Annotated in this window: 14 protein-coding genes; 2 read left to right on the top strand and 12 right to left on the bottom strand. The window is 61.8% G+C overall.

The annotated features are described in order from the left end of the window. Positions 1-72: 72 nt before the first annotated feature. Positions 73-669, bottom strand: a complete 597-nt coding sequence (gene scpB, locus ATO9_RS20725) for an SMC-Scp complex subunit ScpB (protein ID WP_043753981.1) — start codon at positions 667-669, stop codon at positions 73-75. 2 nt (positions 670-671) lie between these two features. Continuing rightward, positions 672-1,556, bottom strand: coding sequence for a DUF1403 family protein (locus ATO9_RS20720; RefSeq protein WP_043753980.1), 885 nt, complete (start codon positions 1,554-1,556; stop codon positions 672-674). 156 nt (positions 1,557-1,712) lie between these two features. Here ATO9_RS20720 and ATO9_RS20715 point away from each other — a divergent pair, with 156 nt between their 5' ends. Beyond that, complete coding sequence (locus ATO9_RS20715) at positions 1,713-2,810, top strand: tyrosine-type recombinase/integrase (protein ID WP_043753978.1); 1,098 nt, start codon at positions 1,713-1,715, stop codon at positions 2,808-2,810. 12 nt (positions 2,811-2,822) lie between these two features. On the opposite strand, the gene repC is transcribed toward ATO9_RS20715, so the two are convergent. The 4 genes from repC to ATO9_RS20695 all read right to left on the bottom strand — a co-directional run bounded on the left by repC (position 2,823) and on the right by ATO9_RS20695 (position 7,050). Next, positions 2,823-4,115, bottom strand: coding sequence for a plasmid replication protein RepC (gene repC / locus ATO9_RS20710; protein ID WP_081979697.1), 1,293 nt, complete (start codon positions 4,113-4,115; stop codon positions 2,823-2,825). A gap of 241 nt (positions 4,116-4,356) precedes the next feature. Beyond that, positions 4,357-5,304, bottom strand: a complete 948-nt coding sequence (gene repB / locus ATO9_RS20705) for a plasmid partitioning protein RepB (RefSeq protein ID WP_224557949.1) — start codon at positions 5,302-5,304, stop codon at positions 4,357-4,359. Positions 5,305-5,327: 23 nt separating this feature from the next. Next, on the bottom strand, positions 5,328-6,512 hold the full coding sequence (repA, locus tag ATO9_RS20700) for a plasmid partitioning protein RepA (protein WP_043753973.1): 1,185 nt from the start codon (positions 6,510-6,512) through the stop codon (positions 5,328-5,330). Between the two features lie 199 nt (positions 6,513-6,711). Next, positions 6,712-7,050: a DUF736 domain-containing protein gene (locus ATO9_RS20695; RefSeq protein WP_043753972.1), complete on the bottom strand. Its 339-nt coding sequence runs from the start codon at positions 7,048-7,050 to the stop codon at positions 6,712-6,714. Positions 7,051-7,645: 595 nt separating this feature from the next. Between ATO9_RS20695 and ATO9_RS20690 the strand changes: the two genes are divergently transcribed. Next, positions 7,646-7,981: a hypothetical protein gene (locus ATO9_RS20690; RefSeq protein ID WP_224557947.1), complete on the top strand. Its 336-nt coding sequence runs from the start codon at positions 7,646-7,648 to the stop codon at positions 7,979-7,981. 121 nt (positions 7,982-8,102) lie between these two features. Here ATO9_RS20690 and ATO9_RS20685 read toward each other — a convergent pair whose 3' ends face one another. The 6 genes from ATO9_RS20685 to ATO9_RS20660 form a co-directional block, all read right to left on the bottom strand. Beyond that, positions 8,103-9,014, bottom strand: coding sequence for a DUF2493 domain-containing protein (locus tag ATO9_RS20685; RefSeq protein ID WP_043753967.1), 912 nt, complete (start codon positions 9,012-9,014; stop codon positions 8,103-8,105). A 298-nt stretch (positions 9,015-9,312) separates the two neighbouring features. Next, positions 9,313-10,359 carry a DUF7146 domain-containing protein gene (locus ATO9_RS20680; protein ID WP_043753964.1) on the bottom strand — a complete coding sequence of 349 codons (1,047 nt, stop codon included), beginning with the start codon at positions 10,357-10,359 and terminating at the stop codon, positions 9,313-9,315. Beyond that, a complete protein-coding gene (locus ATO9_RS20675; protein WP_043753962.1) occupies positions 10,356-14,753 on the bottom strand; it encodes a strawberry notch-like NTP hydrolase domain-containing protein in 4,398 nt (1,465 codons plus the stop codon). The genes ATO9_RS20680 and ATO9_RS20675 overlap by 4 nt, the downstream gene beginning before the upstream one ends. 126 nt (positions 14,754-14,879) lie before the next feature. Next, positions 14,880-15,179: a type II toxin-antitoxin system RelE/ParE family toxin gene (locus ATO9_RS20670; RefSeq protein WP_027246190.1), complete on the bottom strand. Its 300-nt coding sequence runs from the start codon at positions 15,177-15,179 to the stop codon at positions 14,880-14,882. After that, positions 15,172-15,423 carry a type II toxin-antitoxin system ParD family antitoxin gene (locus ATO9_RS20665; protein ID WP_081979693.1) on the bottom strand — a complete coding sequence of 84 codons (252 nt, stop codon included), beginning with the start codon at positions 15,421-15,423 and terminating at the stop codon, positions 15,172-15,174. Before ATO9_RS20665 ends, ATO9_RS20670 begins: the two co-directional genes overlap by 8 nt. A gap of 50 nt (positions 15,424-15,473) precedes the next feature. Beyond that, positions 15,474-15,740: a hypothetical protein gene (locus ATO9_RS20660; protein WP_238318832.1), complete on the bottom strand. Its 267-nt coding sequence runs from the start codon at positions 15,738-15,740 to the stop codon at positions 15,474-15,476. Positions 15,741-15,826: the final 86 nt, after the last annotated feature.

Below are 15,826 nucleotides of genomic sequence, written 5' to 3'. Positions count from 1 at the left end.
AGAGCGTCACGAAACGTCCACGACATGCCTCACCGTTTGGCCAATACGAGGATTGCCAGCCCGCCACCATTCCTATGACCCGCCTTCCAGACCTGCGTCCTCCAACTGCTCCCGCTCTGGCAGATCCGCGAGAGTCTCCAGATCAAATGCAACAAGGAACTGCTCGGTCGTCACAAAGGTGTAGGGCGCCCCGCGTCGAGGCGACCGAGGCCCGGTCCCGATCAGGTCGCGCGCATTCAGCCGACCGATCAGGTCACGGCTGATTTCCTTGCCGAAGATGTCCTTGAGCCCGTCGCGGGTGATCGGTTGATGGTAGGCGATGGCAGCCAGCACCGCGACGTCGAATTCACTCAGATCGAGTAGCTGGTCCCCGACATCCGCCGCAGCGCGGATCGCGGGCGCGTAGGCCGCCCGGGTCCGGAATATCCAGCCGCCGGCGACTTGAGCGATCTCGAAGGCCCGCCCGTCCAGATCGGCGGCGAGGTCCTCGACCAGCAGATCGACCGAAGCCCCCTGCCCCACCACGCGGACCAGGTCGTCGCGCGGCACCGGCGAGGCGGAGGCGAAGAGCACCGCCTCGATCCGGCGCATCCACTCGCGCCAGCGCAGCTCGGGCGGCAGGTCGGCCAACTCGCGATCCAGTTCGGGGTCAGAGCGATCCTTCGCCATCGCTACACCCCGTAGAGCCGAAAGGTGTCGCGCCCGGTCAGTTCGCGCACCGCGCCGAGGTCGACCAGCCGCTCGCAAAACCGCCGCGCAGCGCGATCCGGCAAAGGCAACGCCGACGGCGCCACGGCATCGCGGGTCAGGAACATCTCGACCGCGTCGCCCGCTCCCTTGGCCCGCAGCTTGGGTGCGACCGCCTTCAGATGCGCCGCCCGGCGCGTGAGGTCGGCGGCCTGCCGCACGGCGTCGACCGCCGATGAGACGAGCGACCGATGACAGGCGAGACGCAAGTCGTCCCCATGCTTGCGCAAGTCAACGCGTTTCAGGCCCGCGGCGAGTAGCGGCAGGAGGTGATCCCAGCCAAGCGCCTGGGCGAGGGCGGCATCCGCGAGGATCAGCGCCGGGGCGTCGGCACGCGGCGCGTCTGTCAGCACCGCCTCGAGCACCATCGCGACCTGGGTGACCGGCGCGCCTCTCCCCGCATCGAGCCACGTCGCGATCTGGCCCGGCTCGAGGGTCGGCAAGGCTCGACCGAGAGCCTTGACCGACACCGGCCGCTCCACCGCGCGCCGCCAGGCCAGGTAGGTCTCCCCCGCGGGTCCGGGAAGATCGCCGGACCGCAACAGGTGCACCGCATCGCGCAGCTCCCCTGCCCGCTCCGGACGACCGGAAAACGCAACGCAAGCCCCCGCCGCACGTAACGCGAGCCGGTCCCGCAACAGGGCGTGGGGTACCTCTTCACGCCCCAACACAAGATGCAGGTGGTTCAGCGCCGCACCCGATAAAAACGCAACATCTTCAGGGGTTTCAGCGCGTGCAGAGGTGACCCAGGCGGGCATCCGGGGTAACGTGTCGAGGTCGCTGATGTGATCCGGCCGGGCAAAAGTCATGCCTGAAGCCTACATCAGCACGGCGCTTTTCTCCAGAAAATAGCGATATAACCGCCCCACCCTGCCGCTTCCCGCAATGTCCAATAAGTTTGCCTTATCGGACACGAAAAGATACGCTGGGAAACAGTTCAGTTTCACCGCCGGATTTTCTGGAAAATGCCCACAGAGACCGAGAAATCGACGTCAGCGCCCTCTGATGAGCTGGATGATGCGCGCATCGACGACAGAGATCAAGAGGAAAGCGATGGCATTACTTTGCCGTCCCATGTCGCTGGCTCCGGCACGCTTGACCGGCTGGTCGACACCGCCCGCGACTATGCGCGCGCGGCGGCGTCGGACAACACGCTGAAGGCCTACGCGAAGGACTGGGCGCATTTTACCCGCTGGTGCCGGATGAAGGGTGCCGAACCGCTGCCACCGTCGCCGGAGATGATCGGGCTCTACCTTGCCGATCTGGCATCAGGGTCCGGCAACTCCCCTGCCCTATCAGTCAGCACCATAGACCGCCGCCTGTCGGGCCTTGCCTGGAACTACGCGCAGCGGGGATTCACCCTTGATCGGAACAACCGGCACATAGCCACGGTGCTGGCCGGGATCAAGCGCAAACACGCACGTCCACCGGTGCAGAAGGAAGCGATCCTGGCTAAGGACATCCTCGCGATGGTCGGCACCCTGCCCTATGATCTGCGCGGGCTGCGAGGTCGCGCAATCCTTCTTCTGGGCTACGCCGGAGGCTTGCGCCGCTCGGAAATTGTCAGCCTCGACGTGCACAAAGACGACACACTGGATTCCGGCGGTTGGATCGAGATCTTCGACAAGGGCGCCCTGCTCACTCTCAATGCCAAGACGGGCTGGCGCGAAGTGGAGATCGGCCGAGGCTCAAAGGATCAGACCTGTCCCGTGCATGCTCTCGAGCAATGGCTGCACTTTTCGAAGATCAACTTCGGTCCGATTTTTGTCGGCACCTCTCGGGACGGCAAGCGCGCCCTCGATACACGGCTGAACGACAAGCATGTGGCCCGGCTGATCAAGCGCACGGTCTTGGACGCCGGCATCCGATCCGAGCTGCCCGAGAAGGAGCGCCTGGCGCTGTTCTCTGGCCACTCGCTGCGTGCCGGCCTCGCCAGTTCGGCGGAAGTCGACGAGCGCTATGTCCAGAAGCAGCTGGGGCACGCCTCGGCCGAGATGACTCGTCGCTACCAGCGGCGGCGTGACCGGTTCCGGGTGAACCTGACCAAGGCCGCCGGGCTCTGATCCCCTGCCCCATCACGCCGCCTGCCCACTGAGCCTGCCATAGAAGCTGCGCTCGAGATGCAGCTCCCCTGCCCCGGCCTTCTCGACCATGCCACGCAGATAGCCGCCCGGCGAGGACACTTCGCCTGCGCAATGCTTCTCGAAGACAAGCGCCAGCGCTGCTGTTGCTACTTGTTTACCCAAACGGTCCTGCGCCACGTTCCAGGCATGCTCGGACACCCCGATCATCGGCCTGAGCTGCCCCGCAACACGATGCAGATCGCCCCAATCCTTCAGGAAACCGCCCAAATTGCGGGCCCAGGACGCGAATTCCGGGCAGGCCTGCATCACGGTAGGTAGATCCAGCGCTGCGCGCTTCTTGCGCACTTCGGCAACCCACTCTTCCAGATCCCTATCAAGCTGATCTTCGGGTTGAGCATTGGGCACTACAGCCGCGACTTCCTCACTTTCTGAGGAATTACAAGTTACAGGATCAAGTTGTTTTGTAATTAGTATATGAGGGTCAGAAATGACCTCCCTGGGGTTCATTTCTTGAGTCTTCTCAGAAACCTGTACCTTGGTTTCGCGCGTGTTTTCCACAGGCTGGGTAGCCTCTGTTGCCTTGAGATAGGCGGCCTCAACACGCTCCTGAAGCTCCCTGAACCAGGTCAAGAGCCGGGCAAGCTGTTCTGAAGCTTCATGGCGGCGCGGAAGCCGGTCCAGAAGCTCTTCGAAGAGACCCCTGAACTGCGCCCAGGGCCCGCGCAGCGCGCTGCTGACGGCTGCCTCAATCCGCGCGCGGATCATCCGGCGTGCCACCGTGATCTGGCGCTTCAGGCGCTGGCAGAGTTCGCGTTCAGCCTGCAATTCGCCATGCAGTCCTTCGAACTCCTCGACGCGCGCCGACAGAGGCGACAGATCGAAGCCGTAAGCCTCGACGATGCGCCCCTCGGCGTCTCTGCGGCCCCACCGCTTTCCGTTGGGGCTGTCCTGAAAGGAAATCACGCCAATCTCAGCCAGGCGCCGGGAATGGCGCTTGAGCGCGGAGAGCGAGAAACCCGTCTGCTCCATCAAGTAGGCGTTCGACGCCCAAACGAGCGGGCGTTGCCCTTCTTCCCAGTCCTGGGCCTGCGTAAAGGCCCCAAGCGTGTCGAGGAGCATCATGTCTCCGGCCTTGAGGCCAATGTATGCAGCGACCCGCTTCACGGCCACGAAGGCCCGCGTTTTGGATACTGCTACCTGTTCACCGGCTTGGGCAAACTGCTCCGCGGCAGCGAGACCTGCTGAGGCTTTGCGCCAACCGGAGGGCTGCCATGCGATGGACATACCTCTCTCGTGCTGAGACATGTCTGCCTCAGTCGCTCCAGACGGAGCACTACTGAATTTTTCCATACTTTGTCAGCAGACAAAGAAATCCCGTTCGCTCAGAAGCATTTTCTCTTGTATGGCGATTCGCTGGCTGCTAGATTCTAGGTGTCTAATCTAAGAATTGCGTTCTGCGCAGCAGCCCTCGAAGCTTCGGTTTCGGGGGTTTTCTTTGTTTACCTTTCCTCCTTTCTGCTCTTCCTCACTTGTCACCCTCCGAGTTTACATCTGTAAATTCGGTATAGGATCTCTTGATGATTTCCTCGAGATTGCTCTCAAGCCAGCTTGCGAATTCGGCACTTGTGCCGGACTTCTTCACCGAAAGAGACACGCTCCCTCGGCCTGCTTTGATGACAACGCCGTCCATCGGCGTAATCTCACGAGGACCGCTGGACACTTTCGTTCCGCGCTTGCTTGCTTCCTTGATCAGCGCTTCCAACCGCTCATCAGACGTTAACGAAGCGCTGATCTTAGTCAGCAGATCGAGCGCGACTTTCTCGGTAAGCTTCCGTTCGAGGAACAGTTCGGCCAGGTCCGTCCACCTCGGCCGGCCTGATTTGGGCGCAGCGCCTATCAGGTCGCCGACTCTGGACGGGACATTCTGCGTCACCTTCGTCAGGTGCGAATGCCCTGATGCTGTAAGATTCAAAACCTGGCGCACCGTCGCGTTTTCGTGACCCGCGGCTTGGATGGCTTCCGCAAAGCGCGCCTTTTCATAGAACGAGAGGTTGCGACGTGCTGCATTTTCCAGCCCTTTGGCCAACAAGGCCGTGGTGTCATCGACATCCTGAACGTTGGCACGGACCTTAATGCCGAGCTCCCGGCAAGCTTTCAATCTGCGGCGACCATAGATCGCTTCGAAGCGCCCCTCGGCAGCCTTGGAGCGCCGAACGAGGATTGGCACTTGTTGACCGCCTTCGCGGATGCTGTTCTTGAGCGCCTCAAAACCCTCACCGTCATCTTCGGCGTTTACAGTTGTAAACTCATCCAGTCGATCCTTGGGTCCCCAATCGTCGATCAGACCAGGATCGATCTCGCGGATAGACGCAAGTGACCCCTGAAGAGCTCCTAGCGCAGGTGCGCTTGTCTTGGGGGGCCTCTCAGTCGCAGTGCTGCTGGAACGCGCGATGGTGTTCGCGATACCCGACATATCTCGAAGGGATTTCCTAGCCATTATTTACGCCCCCATGATTGGTGGATCATGACTTCCACTTCCTGTCCTACAGCATCCATCGAACCTTTCGCGCGATCGTAGGTCGCGCGGGTCATTTCCGAGCGTACAACCTCATAGATGGACTGCTTGAGCATGGTCGCGTCACTGATTGCAGTGCTCTTGAGAGCGGTCGCAGACATGACGCGGTCTTGGAATAGCGCACGCATAAACGAGGTCAGCTGCTGTGAGGGAACATCCGTCGGCTCATCCCGAGTGATCAGGAACTTGAAGTGATCATACTGCAGCGTCGCGCCAGCATCCTCGATCACCCCCATGTAGGCCCCGGCCAGTTCGAGGAACTGAGCGGTCGACGAAACGTCCAACATCGAGGGCGTTAGAGGTACAATCAGAGAACTCGCTGCGGCCATTCCAGCGATGGTCAAGAAGCCCAACTGGGGCGGACTGTCCATCAAGACAAGGTCGAAATCATCCTCAACTTGGGACAATGCATTGCGGATCCGCGTAAAGAACGGCTGGTCGGGGTTCGAATGGACTGCAGATTCAGTCTCGAACTCAGATAGCATGAGGCGCGACGGCGCAATCGAAAGCCCCGGGAAGTAAGTGGGAACAACGACATCGGCCATGCTGACCGGATCGTCATAGCGGATCGCGTCATAGACAGTCAGCCCATCAAACTCGATTTCCGGGCTGATACCGCACATGGACGTGAGTGATCCCTGAGGATCAAGGTCAACGACCAACACTCGATAGCCGCGTAGCGCGAAATAATGCGCAAGATGGATACTCGTGGTGCTCTTGCTTGATCCGCCCTTGAAGTTCATCAACTGCCATATTTGCAGTTTCTCATCACCAAACCGACGCGGCAGATAGCGTCCTTTCTTTCGTGATGACTTCTCTAGGATCTCGCGTGCATCCCATATCTCTTGCGCCGTGTAATAGCGCCGCCCTCCACGAACATCCTCCGGCTCTGGGATCGTTCCCTCTGAGTGCACCTTTCGCATGAACTGACCGGAGACCCCAAGAAGTTCTGCCGCCTCAGGTGCCGAAAAAGACCGTAGCGTTTTGGCGCTATCTGGGGCAAAAGCTGAAAGAAGGTGCTCCCGGATGGCAGCATTCAACCGCTCGGAAATATCTGTCGCGAGCGCTGAAGGCTTCTCGTTGGCCAGTGGTGTCACAGGAATCATCTAGTTGCCCCAAAATCTAAAATATGGCCTTTTTCACGCCACTTGGGGATAAAAGCCGTGATTCACGGCGCTAAGTCAAGATTTTTCCTCTATATAGTGTCTAGTGAAGCATGAAGAGACTACATACACGGACCGGGCTTACTCTGGAGTTTACAGTTGTAAACGGGTTGGCAGAGGCGAACCCCCACCAACCCTTCGCTTAGGCGGCGTCTTTCGGCCCCCAGGGAATAACCGCCTGCAGGGACAGATCGTCCTGGTTCGCGGCCTTGCCGAGGTTGGCGTTGAAGCCGTGGTCGCGGATGGTCAGCGTGTAGTAGTCGGCGCCGGTCTCCTTGTTCTGCTTCTTCCAGATGCCGCCGCACTCGACCAGTTTGCCGCGCGGGGAGCGGCCGAGGACGCGGTGCGTGGGAGCCATCGGGTTCGAGCTTGCGACGGGTTCGACCGTGATGTCGAGGTCGAAGGTCAGGGTCGAAATGGAACCGACGCCCTTGGCGGTTTCGATGTCGGTGCTGGTGAATTTGATGCAGTTCGTGGTCATTGCTCTTCTCCTTTTTTGCGTTGCAATGATGGTCACCTTGCAGCTGGCCAAGGCTCGGCCACACCGAAGGCGAAGCGTAGCGGAGAGGGGCAGGCGCCGGTCTTTTTGCTCCGCGAGGAATGGCCCGCAGGGTCAGGGGAAAAAGATCGTCGACAACCTTTGTGGACGGGACGACAGCTGCGACCAGCATGTCATGCAACTCAGACAAAAGGAGAAGAGCGGTGGCCACGAAGGAAACTGGGTGAACAGCCGAAAGCCAAGAACGCCGAAGCTTCCCTTGCACAGTCACGCCTGATCTTTCGATACACACCACGACCCGTCGCAACGCAACACCGGCCAGTGTTCCGATCCTCGATGGAGTTGCCAGGGCCTCAAGCAGAAAGTGATCTGACAGGCTGAAGAAGATGAAATGCTAGGGCGAGGACACGCGCATCTGTCCCCGACGGTCTCAATCCCCGTGGCGTTGCGGACTTCGAGGATGTCCCGTATGGCATTGCTAAACTGAGCAACGACGCATGCGACTCGGAAGATCAGGTAGAAGCTTGGGCCCGCTCCAATCCCGATACGTGCCGGCATAAGTGAAGAGGATAAGCTGTTGGACGGCGCAACACCGAATGTGGTCACCGAGGATGGCCTGCGCGATCTGCTCTCAGATGGCTACCTCATCGAGGTAATCTGCAACCAGACTGCCGAGAAACGCCATAATAGTTGGTATGGCTCCTGGGCCGTGCACGCGGTGGCGGAGGATGGCCAAGACGCGAAGTTGCTTGTCACGAGCCGTAGCGTCTTCAAATTGCGCGAGTTCAAGACGATCGTCGGACTCGTCAGTTTCCTGGCCGACATGGGGTGCCTTTCGGCAAACATCCCGCTGATCGCGGGACGACGAGAGCGTCACGCGGCTTCAGGAAGGCCCGCGACAGCGACCAGCTAGAAATACTCATCCACACACTCAGCAGTCTGACCGACCAAATCACGCAGAACTGCGCACCTCTGCGAACTCATAGAGCGAACCGTACAGTGCGCTCTGACTGATGTCATGGTAGAACCGGGGCCTAAGCCCCGATCCTCTTGATGCGGATCCCGAGCTTGCGGGCCTTGTCTACGATGTTCTCGGTGATGCCCGAACCGGGGGTGGCGATCAGACCCTGGGGCATGGTCTCGAGCATCTTGTCATTGCGCTTGAAGGGAGCCGCCTTGCCGTGGCTCTTCCAGTCGGGCTTGAAGACCACCTGGGTGACGCCACGGGTATCTGCCCAGCGGGCCGCGATCATCTCAGCACCCTTGGGCGTCCCGCCGTGCAGCAGCACCATGTCGGGGTATTTCGCGTGCGTGGCGTCGAGGACGGACCAGATCAGGTCGTAAGCCTGATAGTCCCCGCCCGAGAAAGCAATCCGCGTGCCTTCGGGACAGTGCACCTCGGTCTCCTTGCGCCGCTTGGCCGAAAGATAGGCCCGGCTGTCCACCACGGCGGATGTGAGGCCGCGATGCGAGACCTTGGATCCGGTGCGGGGCAGCCAAGGCGAACCTGTGGCGGCCGAGAAGTGGTCCACGGCCAGATCGCGCATCTGTTCGAAGGCTTCACGATGGTCCCAGAGCTTGAGCCCGATCAACTGGAGGCGCTCGAGCTCGACCGAGGCGACCTCTGAGCCATCCTGGACGGCCAGACTTTCCCGGACCTCGAATTCGTTGTCATCGAGAAGCTTCTGGATATGGGTGAGCCGGCGATGGAAGATCGAGGTCAGGGACCAGAGCATTTCTTCGAGATTGTCTTCCAACTGGCTGCCAGTGAGGAGGCCGACGGTCGTGTCAAAGAGCGTCGTCATGGCGAGCTCGACCTCATCAGGCTGGGGCAGGGGGCGATGATCGGTCTCGCCGGGCCCGGGCGTTGCGCCGTGAAGTGCGAGGTGGTTGAGGATGGCGGAGGTTACGCCGGTTTCCTCTTGGGTGTCTGTCTGATGGGGCATTGTCTGGTTGCTCTGTTTGATCTGACCCGATTTGGATGGGGCGATATCGGGACCGGCGGCGACCGGGCCGCATCCGTCAGGATCGGAGCAAAGCGGAGAATGCGCCGCGGACCGGAAAATTGTTCCCGCGAGGAATGAGCCGAAGGCTCAGGGGAATTTTCCGGGTAGCGGCGCATTGCTGCCCGGGCGAGGGGCACTCAGCCCCGACCCGCCGGTCCATCGCTCCCCTTTTCCAAACGGGATCAGATCGAACTTGCGGAACCTTTGCCATTTCGGACTTCGCTGAGGAAGTTGGCGATCACCCGTCCTCGATCTCCAGACCTTGTGCTTTCATGGCCTTGAGCAGCGACCGGCGCAGCGCATCTTTGCCGAAAGCCAGCAGATCGTCGTTGAAATCGTCCAACTGCGGCACAAGATCACCACCAGCAATTCCAAGCGATTCCAGATGGTTACGCAATCTCATGGATGCGTTCCGTCCAACTTCGTCATTGTCCCGCGCTATCCAGATACGCTTGATCCCCGGCGGCGGGATGAAGAGACCGAGATGGGTGGCGGTGAGACAGGAGGCGAGGTCGAACTCAGGGAGGGCAATGCCGACCGAAAGGGTATTCTCGAGACCTTCGCCGACGATGAGGTCGGAGCGGCCCGTACCGGACCAGAAACGGATGGCATGGCCGTGCAGCTGCCCCAGGATCCGTTTCGGGCTCTCGATCGCGGCCAAACCGCCGGTGGACGGGTCCAGATATGTGCGCGCACAGCCGGTGATCTGACCCCGATTGTCGGTGATCTTCGCGAGCAGGGCAGGGGCCTTTTGCGGCGGAGCGTTCTCATCCTCGCCTTGCCGCAGAAAGACCCGGGGGTGATAGCGGAGGGCCGGGCCGAGCCGTGTGATCCCGCGCCTCTGCAGATAGGTGGCGGCCAATGTGCCGAGCACCGGCTTGCCGGCGGCAAAGAGCTTCCGCGCCCGCGCGATGCGTTTTTCGGAGGCAGCATCCGGGCGCTCAGCCTTTCGGGCCGCGTGCGGGACGGCGGGGCAGGGCGATTCACCGAGGAAGGACCGGGCCTCCCTCAGCGTTTCCTTAAGCGTGACCGACCCGAGCCGTTCATGCAGCAGATCGATCAGATCGCCATATTGCCCCGTCGCGAAATCTTGCCAGGATCCGGCTTTACGACCACCCTGCGCTTGCAGCCGGATGGCGAGGCTCTGCCCCTTGGCACCAGAGGTATCGCCGACCTGCCAATAGTTGCCCTGCTTGCGTCCGTCGGGGAAATACTGGCGGCAGAAACTCTCGACCCGGTTCGCAAGATCGGCCGAGAGGTCTGCGATGCTGCGCTGCGCGCTCATGCCGCCGTATCCGCTGCGCTGGCACCAACAGGATGCACCGCGAGAACCCGCGCCAGCACCTCGATGCCATCCACCGGGATGAACACCCGCGTCTTCCATTGGATCACCTCGGTGAAACAGCCCATGGCCTTCAGAGAGGGCAGGGCCGCGCTTGACCCCCCAATGAGTTCGAGCCTCGGCTGTCCCATGACCAGCGACCGCCGCAGCTGGTAGCCCCCGAGCAGGCTGAGGGTCGTCTTCGCCTCCATCACTGCGCTGAGCACTTCCTGCGGCGTCATCTCGATCTGGCAATCGAGCCCGAGCCGCGCGTAGACATTGAGAAGCTGCTCCTGGCTGACCAGACGACCGATGGCGCGCTCCCCGTCTTCGGTCTGAAGGCGATAGATGCGCATGTTGTCGGCTGGCAGCCGGTCCCAGATCGGCAGAAGGAGGCCGCAGATCAGCGTGATCTTCGAGGTGGTGAACTCGGGCACCGCCTCAACCTCAGCCTGCCAGAGCTGTTCGAACATCGCATCATCGATCTCCTCCCAGTGTGAATTCGAGAACTCGGTCAGCGCGAGAATCTCGGTCGCCATGGGCCGCAGCAGTTTCACCCTCAGGATCGGCACGCCGTCCTCATCCATGAAGGCCGGCGCCTTCACCATCAGCGCCGCGCGTTTGGAGGTCTTGTTCCAACAGAGCGCCGCGCCTTTTGTATCAGCGCAGATGGCTTTGACGCGGGGCAGGGTGAGCGGGTCGTTGCGATCGGTCCGCTCAACGGTCAGGGCGGTCGCCGTCGCCCCCGTCGCCTCATGCTCGAAGATGACCTTGCGGTCGACAATGTCGAATTTCTCGGCGCGCAGGGTCTCTAGCCCGACGTCCAGCGTGCCCGCCTGGCGCGCATCTTCAATGATGGCCGAGAGGAACCCGCCGAAAGCCTCAAAAATCGCGTCCTGCATGTCGATGCGGAGAGCGAGGCAACGGTTCAGGAACTGCTGTATCGGCGGCAGGTTTTCCTTCATCGTGCCATCCGCCTCATCGAGCGTCAGCCCGGTCATCTCCTGGAACTTCGCGTAGGAGCAGGCCTCGATCTTGCCCGCGCGCAGCTTGTAGAAGAACTGCCGTAAAGCTGCCCGGGCGTAGGGGCTCTCAAGGTTGTCCTCTGCGCGGAACATGTTCTGACCGCCGGTCTCGCGTTGGCCCTTGGTGATGGCGCCAAGCGTGTCGAGGCGGCGCGCGATGGTGGAGAGAAACCGCTTCTCCCCCTTCACATTGGTCGCCACGGGCCGAAAGAGCGGTGGTTGCGCCTGATTGGTGCGATTGGTGCGCCCGAGGCCCTGGATCGCATTGTCGGCCTTCCAACCGGGCTCCAGAAGGTAATGTACCCGAAGGCGCTGGTTCTTGGCACCAAGATCGGCGTGGTAACTGCGCCCGATGCCACCGGCATCGGAGAAGATCAGGATGCGTTTGGCGTCGTCCATGAAGGCCTGGGTTTCGCCGAGGTTGGAGGAGGCGGGGCGGTTCTCGACCTTAAGCCGCCCTTCGCGCGTCTTCACGATGCGCCGCTTGCGTCCGGTGACCTCGGCGACCGCATCCCCGCCGAAATGCCAGAGGATCTGGTCGAGCGCGCCCTGCACCGGGGCGAGGGCCCCAAGATGCTCGACAAGCTCATCCCGCCGCCGCTCCGCCTCACGGCAGATAATCGGATTGCCGTCGCCATCGAGGGCGGGACGCGAGCGCAGATCGCCATTCTCGTCCGTATAAGGCTCGAAGAGCTGCGTCGGGAAGCTGTGCATCAGGTAGTCCATGATGTTCTCCCTCGGCGTAAAGTCGACCTGCAGATCGTCCCAGTCCGAAGGCGGGATGTCTTCGAGGCGGCGTTCCATCACCGCCTCGCTGGTCGAGACGACCTGGATCACTGCCGCATGCCCCGCCGCCAGGTCCGCCTCGATGGCGCGGATCAGCGAGGGGCATTTCATGGCGGTGATGAGATGGTTGAAGAAGCGCTGCTTGTTGCTCTCAAAGGCCGAGCGCGCGGCGGATTTCGCCTGGGCGTTCAAGGTGCCCGTCTCAGACGAAATACCCGAGGCCTGAAGGGCGGCCTCGAGGTTATTGTGGATGATCTGATAGGCATCGGCGTAGCTGTCGTAGATCGCGACCTGAGCGGGGGTCAGCACATGGACCAGCATCTCGTATTCGACCCCGGCATAGGAGAGGGAGCGCGCCAGATAGAGCCCGAGCGCCTTCAGGTCGCGCGAGATCATCTCCATGGCGGCAATGCCCCCAGCCTCCATCGCGGCGACAAACTCGGCCCGCGTCACGAAGGGGAAATCCCCGGTGCCCCAGAGACCGAGGCGGGAGGCATAAGCAAGATTGCCGACGACCGTGGCGCCTGTGGCAGAGACGTAGAGCACGCGGGCGTCAGGAACCGCGTTTTGCAGCGCGAGGCCAGCGAGGCCCTGTTGGGACGCCTTCTTGTCGCCGCGGTCGGACTTCTCGCCGGCGGCATTCGCCATGGCGTGGCTTTCGTCGAAGGCGATGACCCCATCGAACCCGTCCCCGAGCCAGGACGTCACCTGGTCGAGGCGGGAGGCTTTGCCCTCACGTTCGGCCGAGCGCAGCGTGGCATAGGTGACGAAAAGGATGCCTTCGGGCAGCCTGATGTCGCCGCCCTGACGGAACTTCGAGAGCGGCACGATATCGCTGTCGCGCCCCCCGAGAGCCATCCAGTCGCGGCGCGCATCTTCGATGAGCTTGTCACTCTTCGAGACCCAGACCGCCCGGCGGCGCCCATGCAGCCAATTGTCCAGGATGATGCCGGCAACCTGCCGCCCCTTGCCGCAGCCCGTGCCATCACCCAGAAACCAGCCCTTGCGCAGACGGAAAGCACCTTCGTCACCCTCAGCCGCGGCCATCAGCTGGCCTTCGATCTCGCCGCGCTTGAACCAGCCCTTCAGATGCGTCTCGTGCGCGTTGCCCGCATAGATGACGCTTTCGAGCTGCGGCGCGGAGAGCAGGCCGTCCTGGACGAGGCTCTTCGGCAGGATGGGACGATAGGTCGGCACGGGCGGCGGGACCGAGGCCATGGCGGCGGATTGGACAAGTGCTGTCGGATGCACCGCCGCGCAGTCTATCCGGATCGCCTGAAGGTCATAGGCCTCGTAGACCGTGTCCTGCAGCGTGCCCTCGGGTTCGCTCCAGGCTTTCGGCAGGTAGTCGAGCGGTGCCGTCTCGATGTCGTCAAACGGATGCCTCGCGCGTTCTTCGGCGAGGGCGCGGGTTTCCTTGCGGGCGGCGTTGCGCAGGGCGTGGAGGTTGGTGCGACCTGGGCGGATCGGTAACGACAGGGCCGAACTAGTAGGGCAGGGCGGGGGGCTGCGGCGCTCCGGGCAGTTAGTCAGAACAGACGCGAGGAGATCGGCCGTCGTCGCGCAGATCGGATGATAGGCGGCCTTTATGTCGACCGGCGCGGTCGCTTCAGCGCCAACCGCACGCTTGTCGATCACCGTGAGCCGCGTGTCGATCGTGGTGCCATGCCGCGCGAAAACCTTGCCGTCGATCGCAGCGGAAAACACCACATCAGCGCTTTGTGCGATCCGCTGAAACGTCAACTGAAAGGACTTCGTGGAAGGGCGGAAGCTCTCGCCCGTTATGACGACGAGACGACCGGCCGGCGCGAGGCGCGCCAGGGCGGAGAGCACATGCTGACTGGTTGCCTGCCGAAACTGACCCTCGACATGGTTGGCCGCAGAAAACGGCGGGTTCATCACGATGACCGAGGGCGTGATCGACCGATCCAGCCGGTCATCGATCGAGGCGGCATCGTGATCTGAAAGGGTTACATTTGGGAACAGCCGCCCCAGCAGGGCGCGGCGGGTTTCGGCAAGTTCGTTCAGCGCAAGCCGAACGCCTGCGATCCGGGCGAAGATCGCCAACATGCCGGTGCCAGCGGATGGCTCGAGTACGAGGTCGTCGTCCCGAAAGCCTGCTGCCTGCGCGACGATGGCGGCAAGAGGCAGAGGGGTCGAGAATTGTTGCAGACGGACGCTGTCCTCAGAACGCCGCGTGTGAGAAGGCACCAGACCGGCGAGGCGCTCGATCATGGTGAGGAAAGCCTGTGGCGAAGGTGCCTGACGCTGCATCAGCGCGCCGTAGCGCGAAAGCATCAGGATCTGGGCGGTCTCGGCGGCCTCATAGGCGTCCTTCCAGACCCAGGCGCCACTGGTGTCACTGGCGCCTAAGGTATCTTCCATCGCGGCGCGGAGGGCGGCCGCGTCGATAGGTTTGCCTGCCTCGAACACAGGGACGAGGATTTTCGCAGCCTGCATCAGGTTTTGGGCGAAGCCCGAGGCATCCGGCAGGGCAGGAGCTTCAGGCTCGGCGGCAAGCGGGACGGAATGGGGGTGAGCGTTCATTGGCGATCTCCGGGGTTGAGGGTTGGCCCCAAGCTCCGTGCGCACTCTCTCGCCCGGGAGGGGTCACCCCTCCCGTCCTGTCTTTTGCTCTTTCATGGCAGAGCCCCGCTGCGTGTTTGTCCGATGTCAGGCCGGACGCAGATGTTGCGGCACGTCCATGGATTGATGCAGGACCCGGATCACGAATATCCTGTCCCGACCCACCTCGTAGAAAACCAGGTGCCGACCCGTGATCAATTTGCGTGCGCCCTGCAGAAGATCAGAGCAGTCAGACCCCATTTGAGGATTGGCGATCAGCCCCTGCAAGGCACGATCGATGTCGTCGAGATAGCGGTCTGCCTGCGCCGCGCCCCACTGTCGGTATGTCTCGGCCCAGATGTCGACGAGATCGGATCTTGCGGCCTGGGAGAGATGGATGTCACGCATCAGGAGCGCCGGAGCGGCTCCGCGCCTCGCGCTTGATCTCATCCATATCGAGCGGACCCGCGTAGCCGGATTGCTTGCCCTCCATCAACGCAACGCGAAGCCGCGCCCGCTGACCTTCCTGCTCTTCCATCAGACGCAAGGAAGCGCGGATCAACTCGCTAGTCGAGCCGTATCGGCCTTCTTTCAGCATCAGGGCGATAAATTCATCCCAATGGGGGCCGAGTGTCACGCTTGTGCTTGCCATTCTCATCTCCGGAATACGCATGAATAAGATATATGAGTATTGCGGGCATTTCAACTCGGGGCTGGGCTTGCGCCCTGCTCGGCGGCGGCGGGCCAGTGTGCCTCTCGCAAGTTCATTTGGTCTACAAATGCTCGTGCCTCGGACAGGCAGTCCAACTCATAGTGCCCTAAAAAACCCCAGCAGGCATCGATCTCCTCGCCGTCCTGCTCGATGACATAGCCATAGACCCGGCCGCCGAGATAGGCATCGTAGCTGACGATTTCGCCGCGCAGGATGTCTTCAGCCTTCTCGCGCAGCGCCTTGGTGACGCGTTTCACACCGAACTCTTTCCGAACCGCCTCGAGCGTCACATAGTGACCTGCCCCCTGTTGGTCCCTCGTTCATAATGAGAGTCTGCAGGTTG

It is taken from the genome of Pseudooceanicola atlanticus (assembly GCF_000768315.1).
GTDB classification, from domain to species: Bacteria; Pseudomonadota; Alphaproteobacteria; order Rhodobacterales; family Rhodobacteraceae; genus Pseudooceanicola; species Pseudooceanicola atlanticus.
This window is presented reverse-complemented; position numbering and strand designations above follow the sequence as displayed.

Bases quoted from the DNA above. Each gene is read 5' to 3' on its own strand.
- repB (WP_224557949.1), bottom strand. From the start codon at position 5,304: ATGTCGGGTATCGCGAACACCATCGCGCGTTCCAGCAGCACTGCGACT.
- ATO9_RS20670 (WP_027246190.1), bottom strand. From the start codon at position 15,179: ATGCGTGACATCCATCTCTCCCAGGCCGCAAGATCCGATCTCGTCGAC.
- scpB (WP_043753981.1), bottom strand. From the start codon at position 669: ATGGCGAAGGATCGCTCTGACCCCGAACTGGATCGCGAGTTGGCCGAC.
- repA (WP_043753973.1), bottom strand. From the start codon at position 6,512: ATGATTCCTGTGACACCACTGGCCAACGAGAAGCCTTCAGCGCTCGCG.
- ATO9_RS20720 (WP_043753980.1), bottom strand. From the start codon at position 1,556: ATGACTTTTGCCCGGCCGGATCACATCAGCGACCTCGACACGTTACCC.
- ATO9_RS20665 (WP_081979693.1), bottom strand. From the start codon at position 15,423: ATGGCAAGCACAAGCGTGACACTCGGCCCCCATTGGGATGAATTTATC.
- ATO9_RS20675 (WP_043753962.1), bottom strand. From the start codon at position 14,753: ATGAACGCTCACCCCCATTCCGTCCCGCTTGCCGCCGAGCCTGAAGCT.
- ATO9_RS20685 (WP_043753967.1), bottom strand. From the start codon at position 9,014: ATGCCCCATCAGACAGACACCCAAGAGGAAACCGGCGTAACCTCCGCC.
- ATO9_RS20695 (WP_043753972.1), bottom strand. From the start codon at position 7,050: ATGACCACGAACTGCATCAAATTCACCAGCACCGACATCGAAACCGCC.
- ATO9_RS20680 (WP_043753964.1), bottom strand. From the start codon at position 10,359: ATGAGCGCGCAGCGCAGCATCGCAGACCTCTCGGCCGATCTTGCGAAC.
- repC (WP_081979697.1), bottom strand. From the start codon at position 4,115: ATGTCCATCGCATGGCAGCCCTCCGGTTGGCGCAAAGCCTCAGCAGGT.
- ATO9_RS20715 (WP_043753978.1), top strand. From the start codon at position 1,713: ATGCCCACAGAGACCGAGAAATCGACGTCAGCGCCCTCTGATGAGCTG.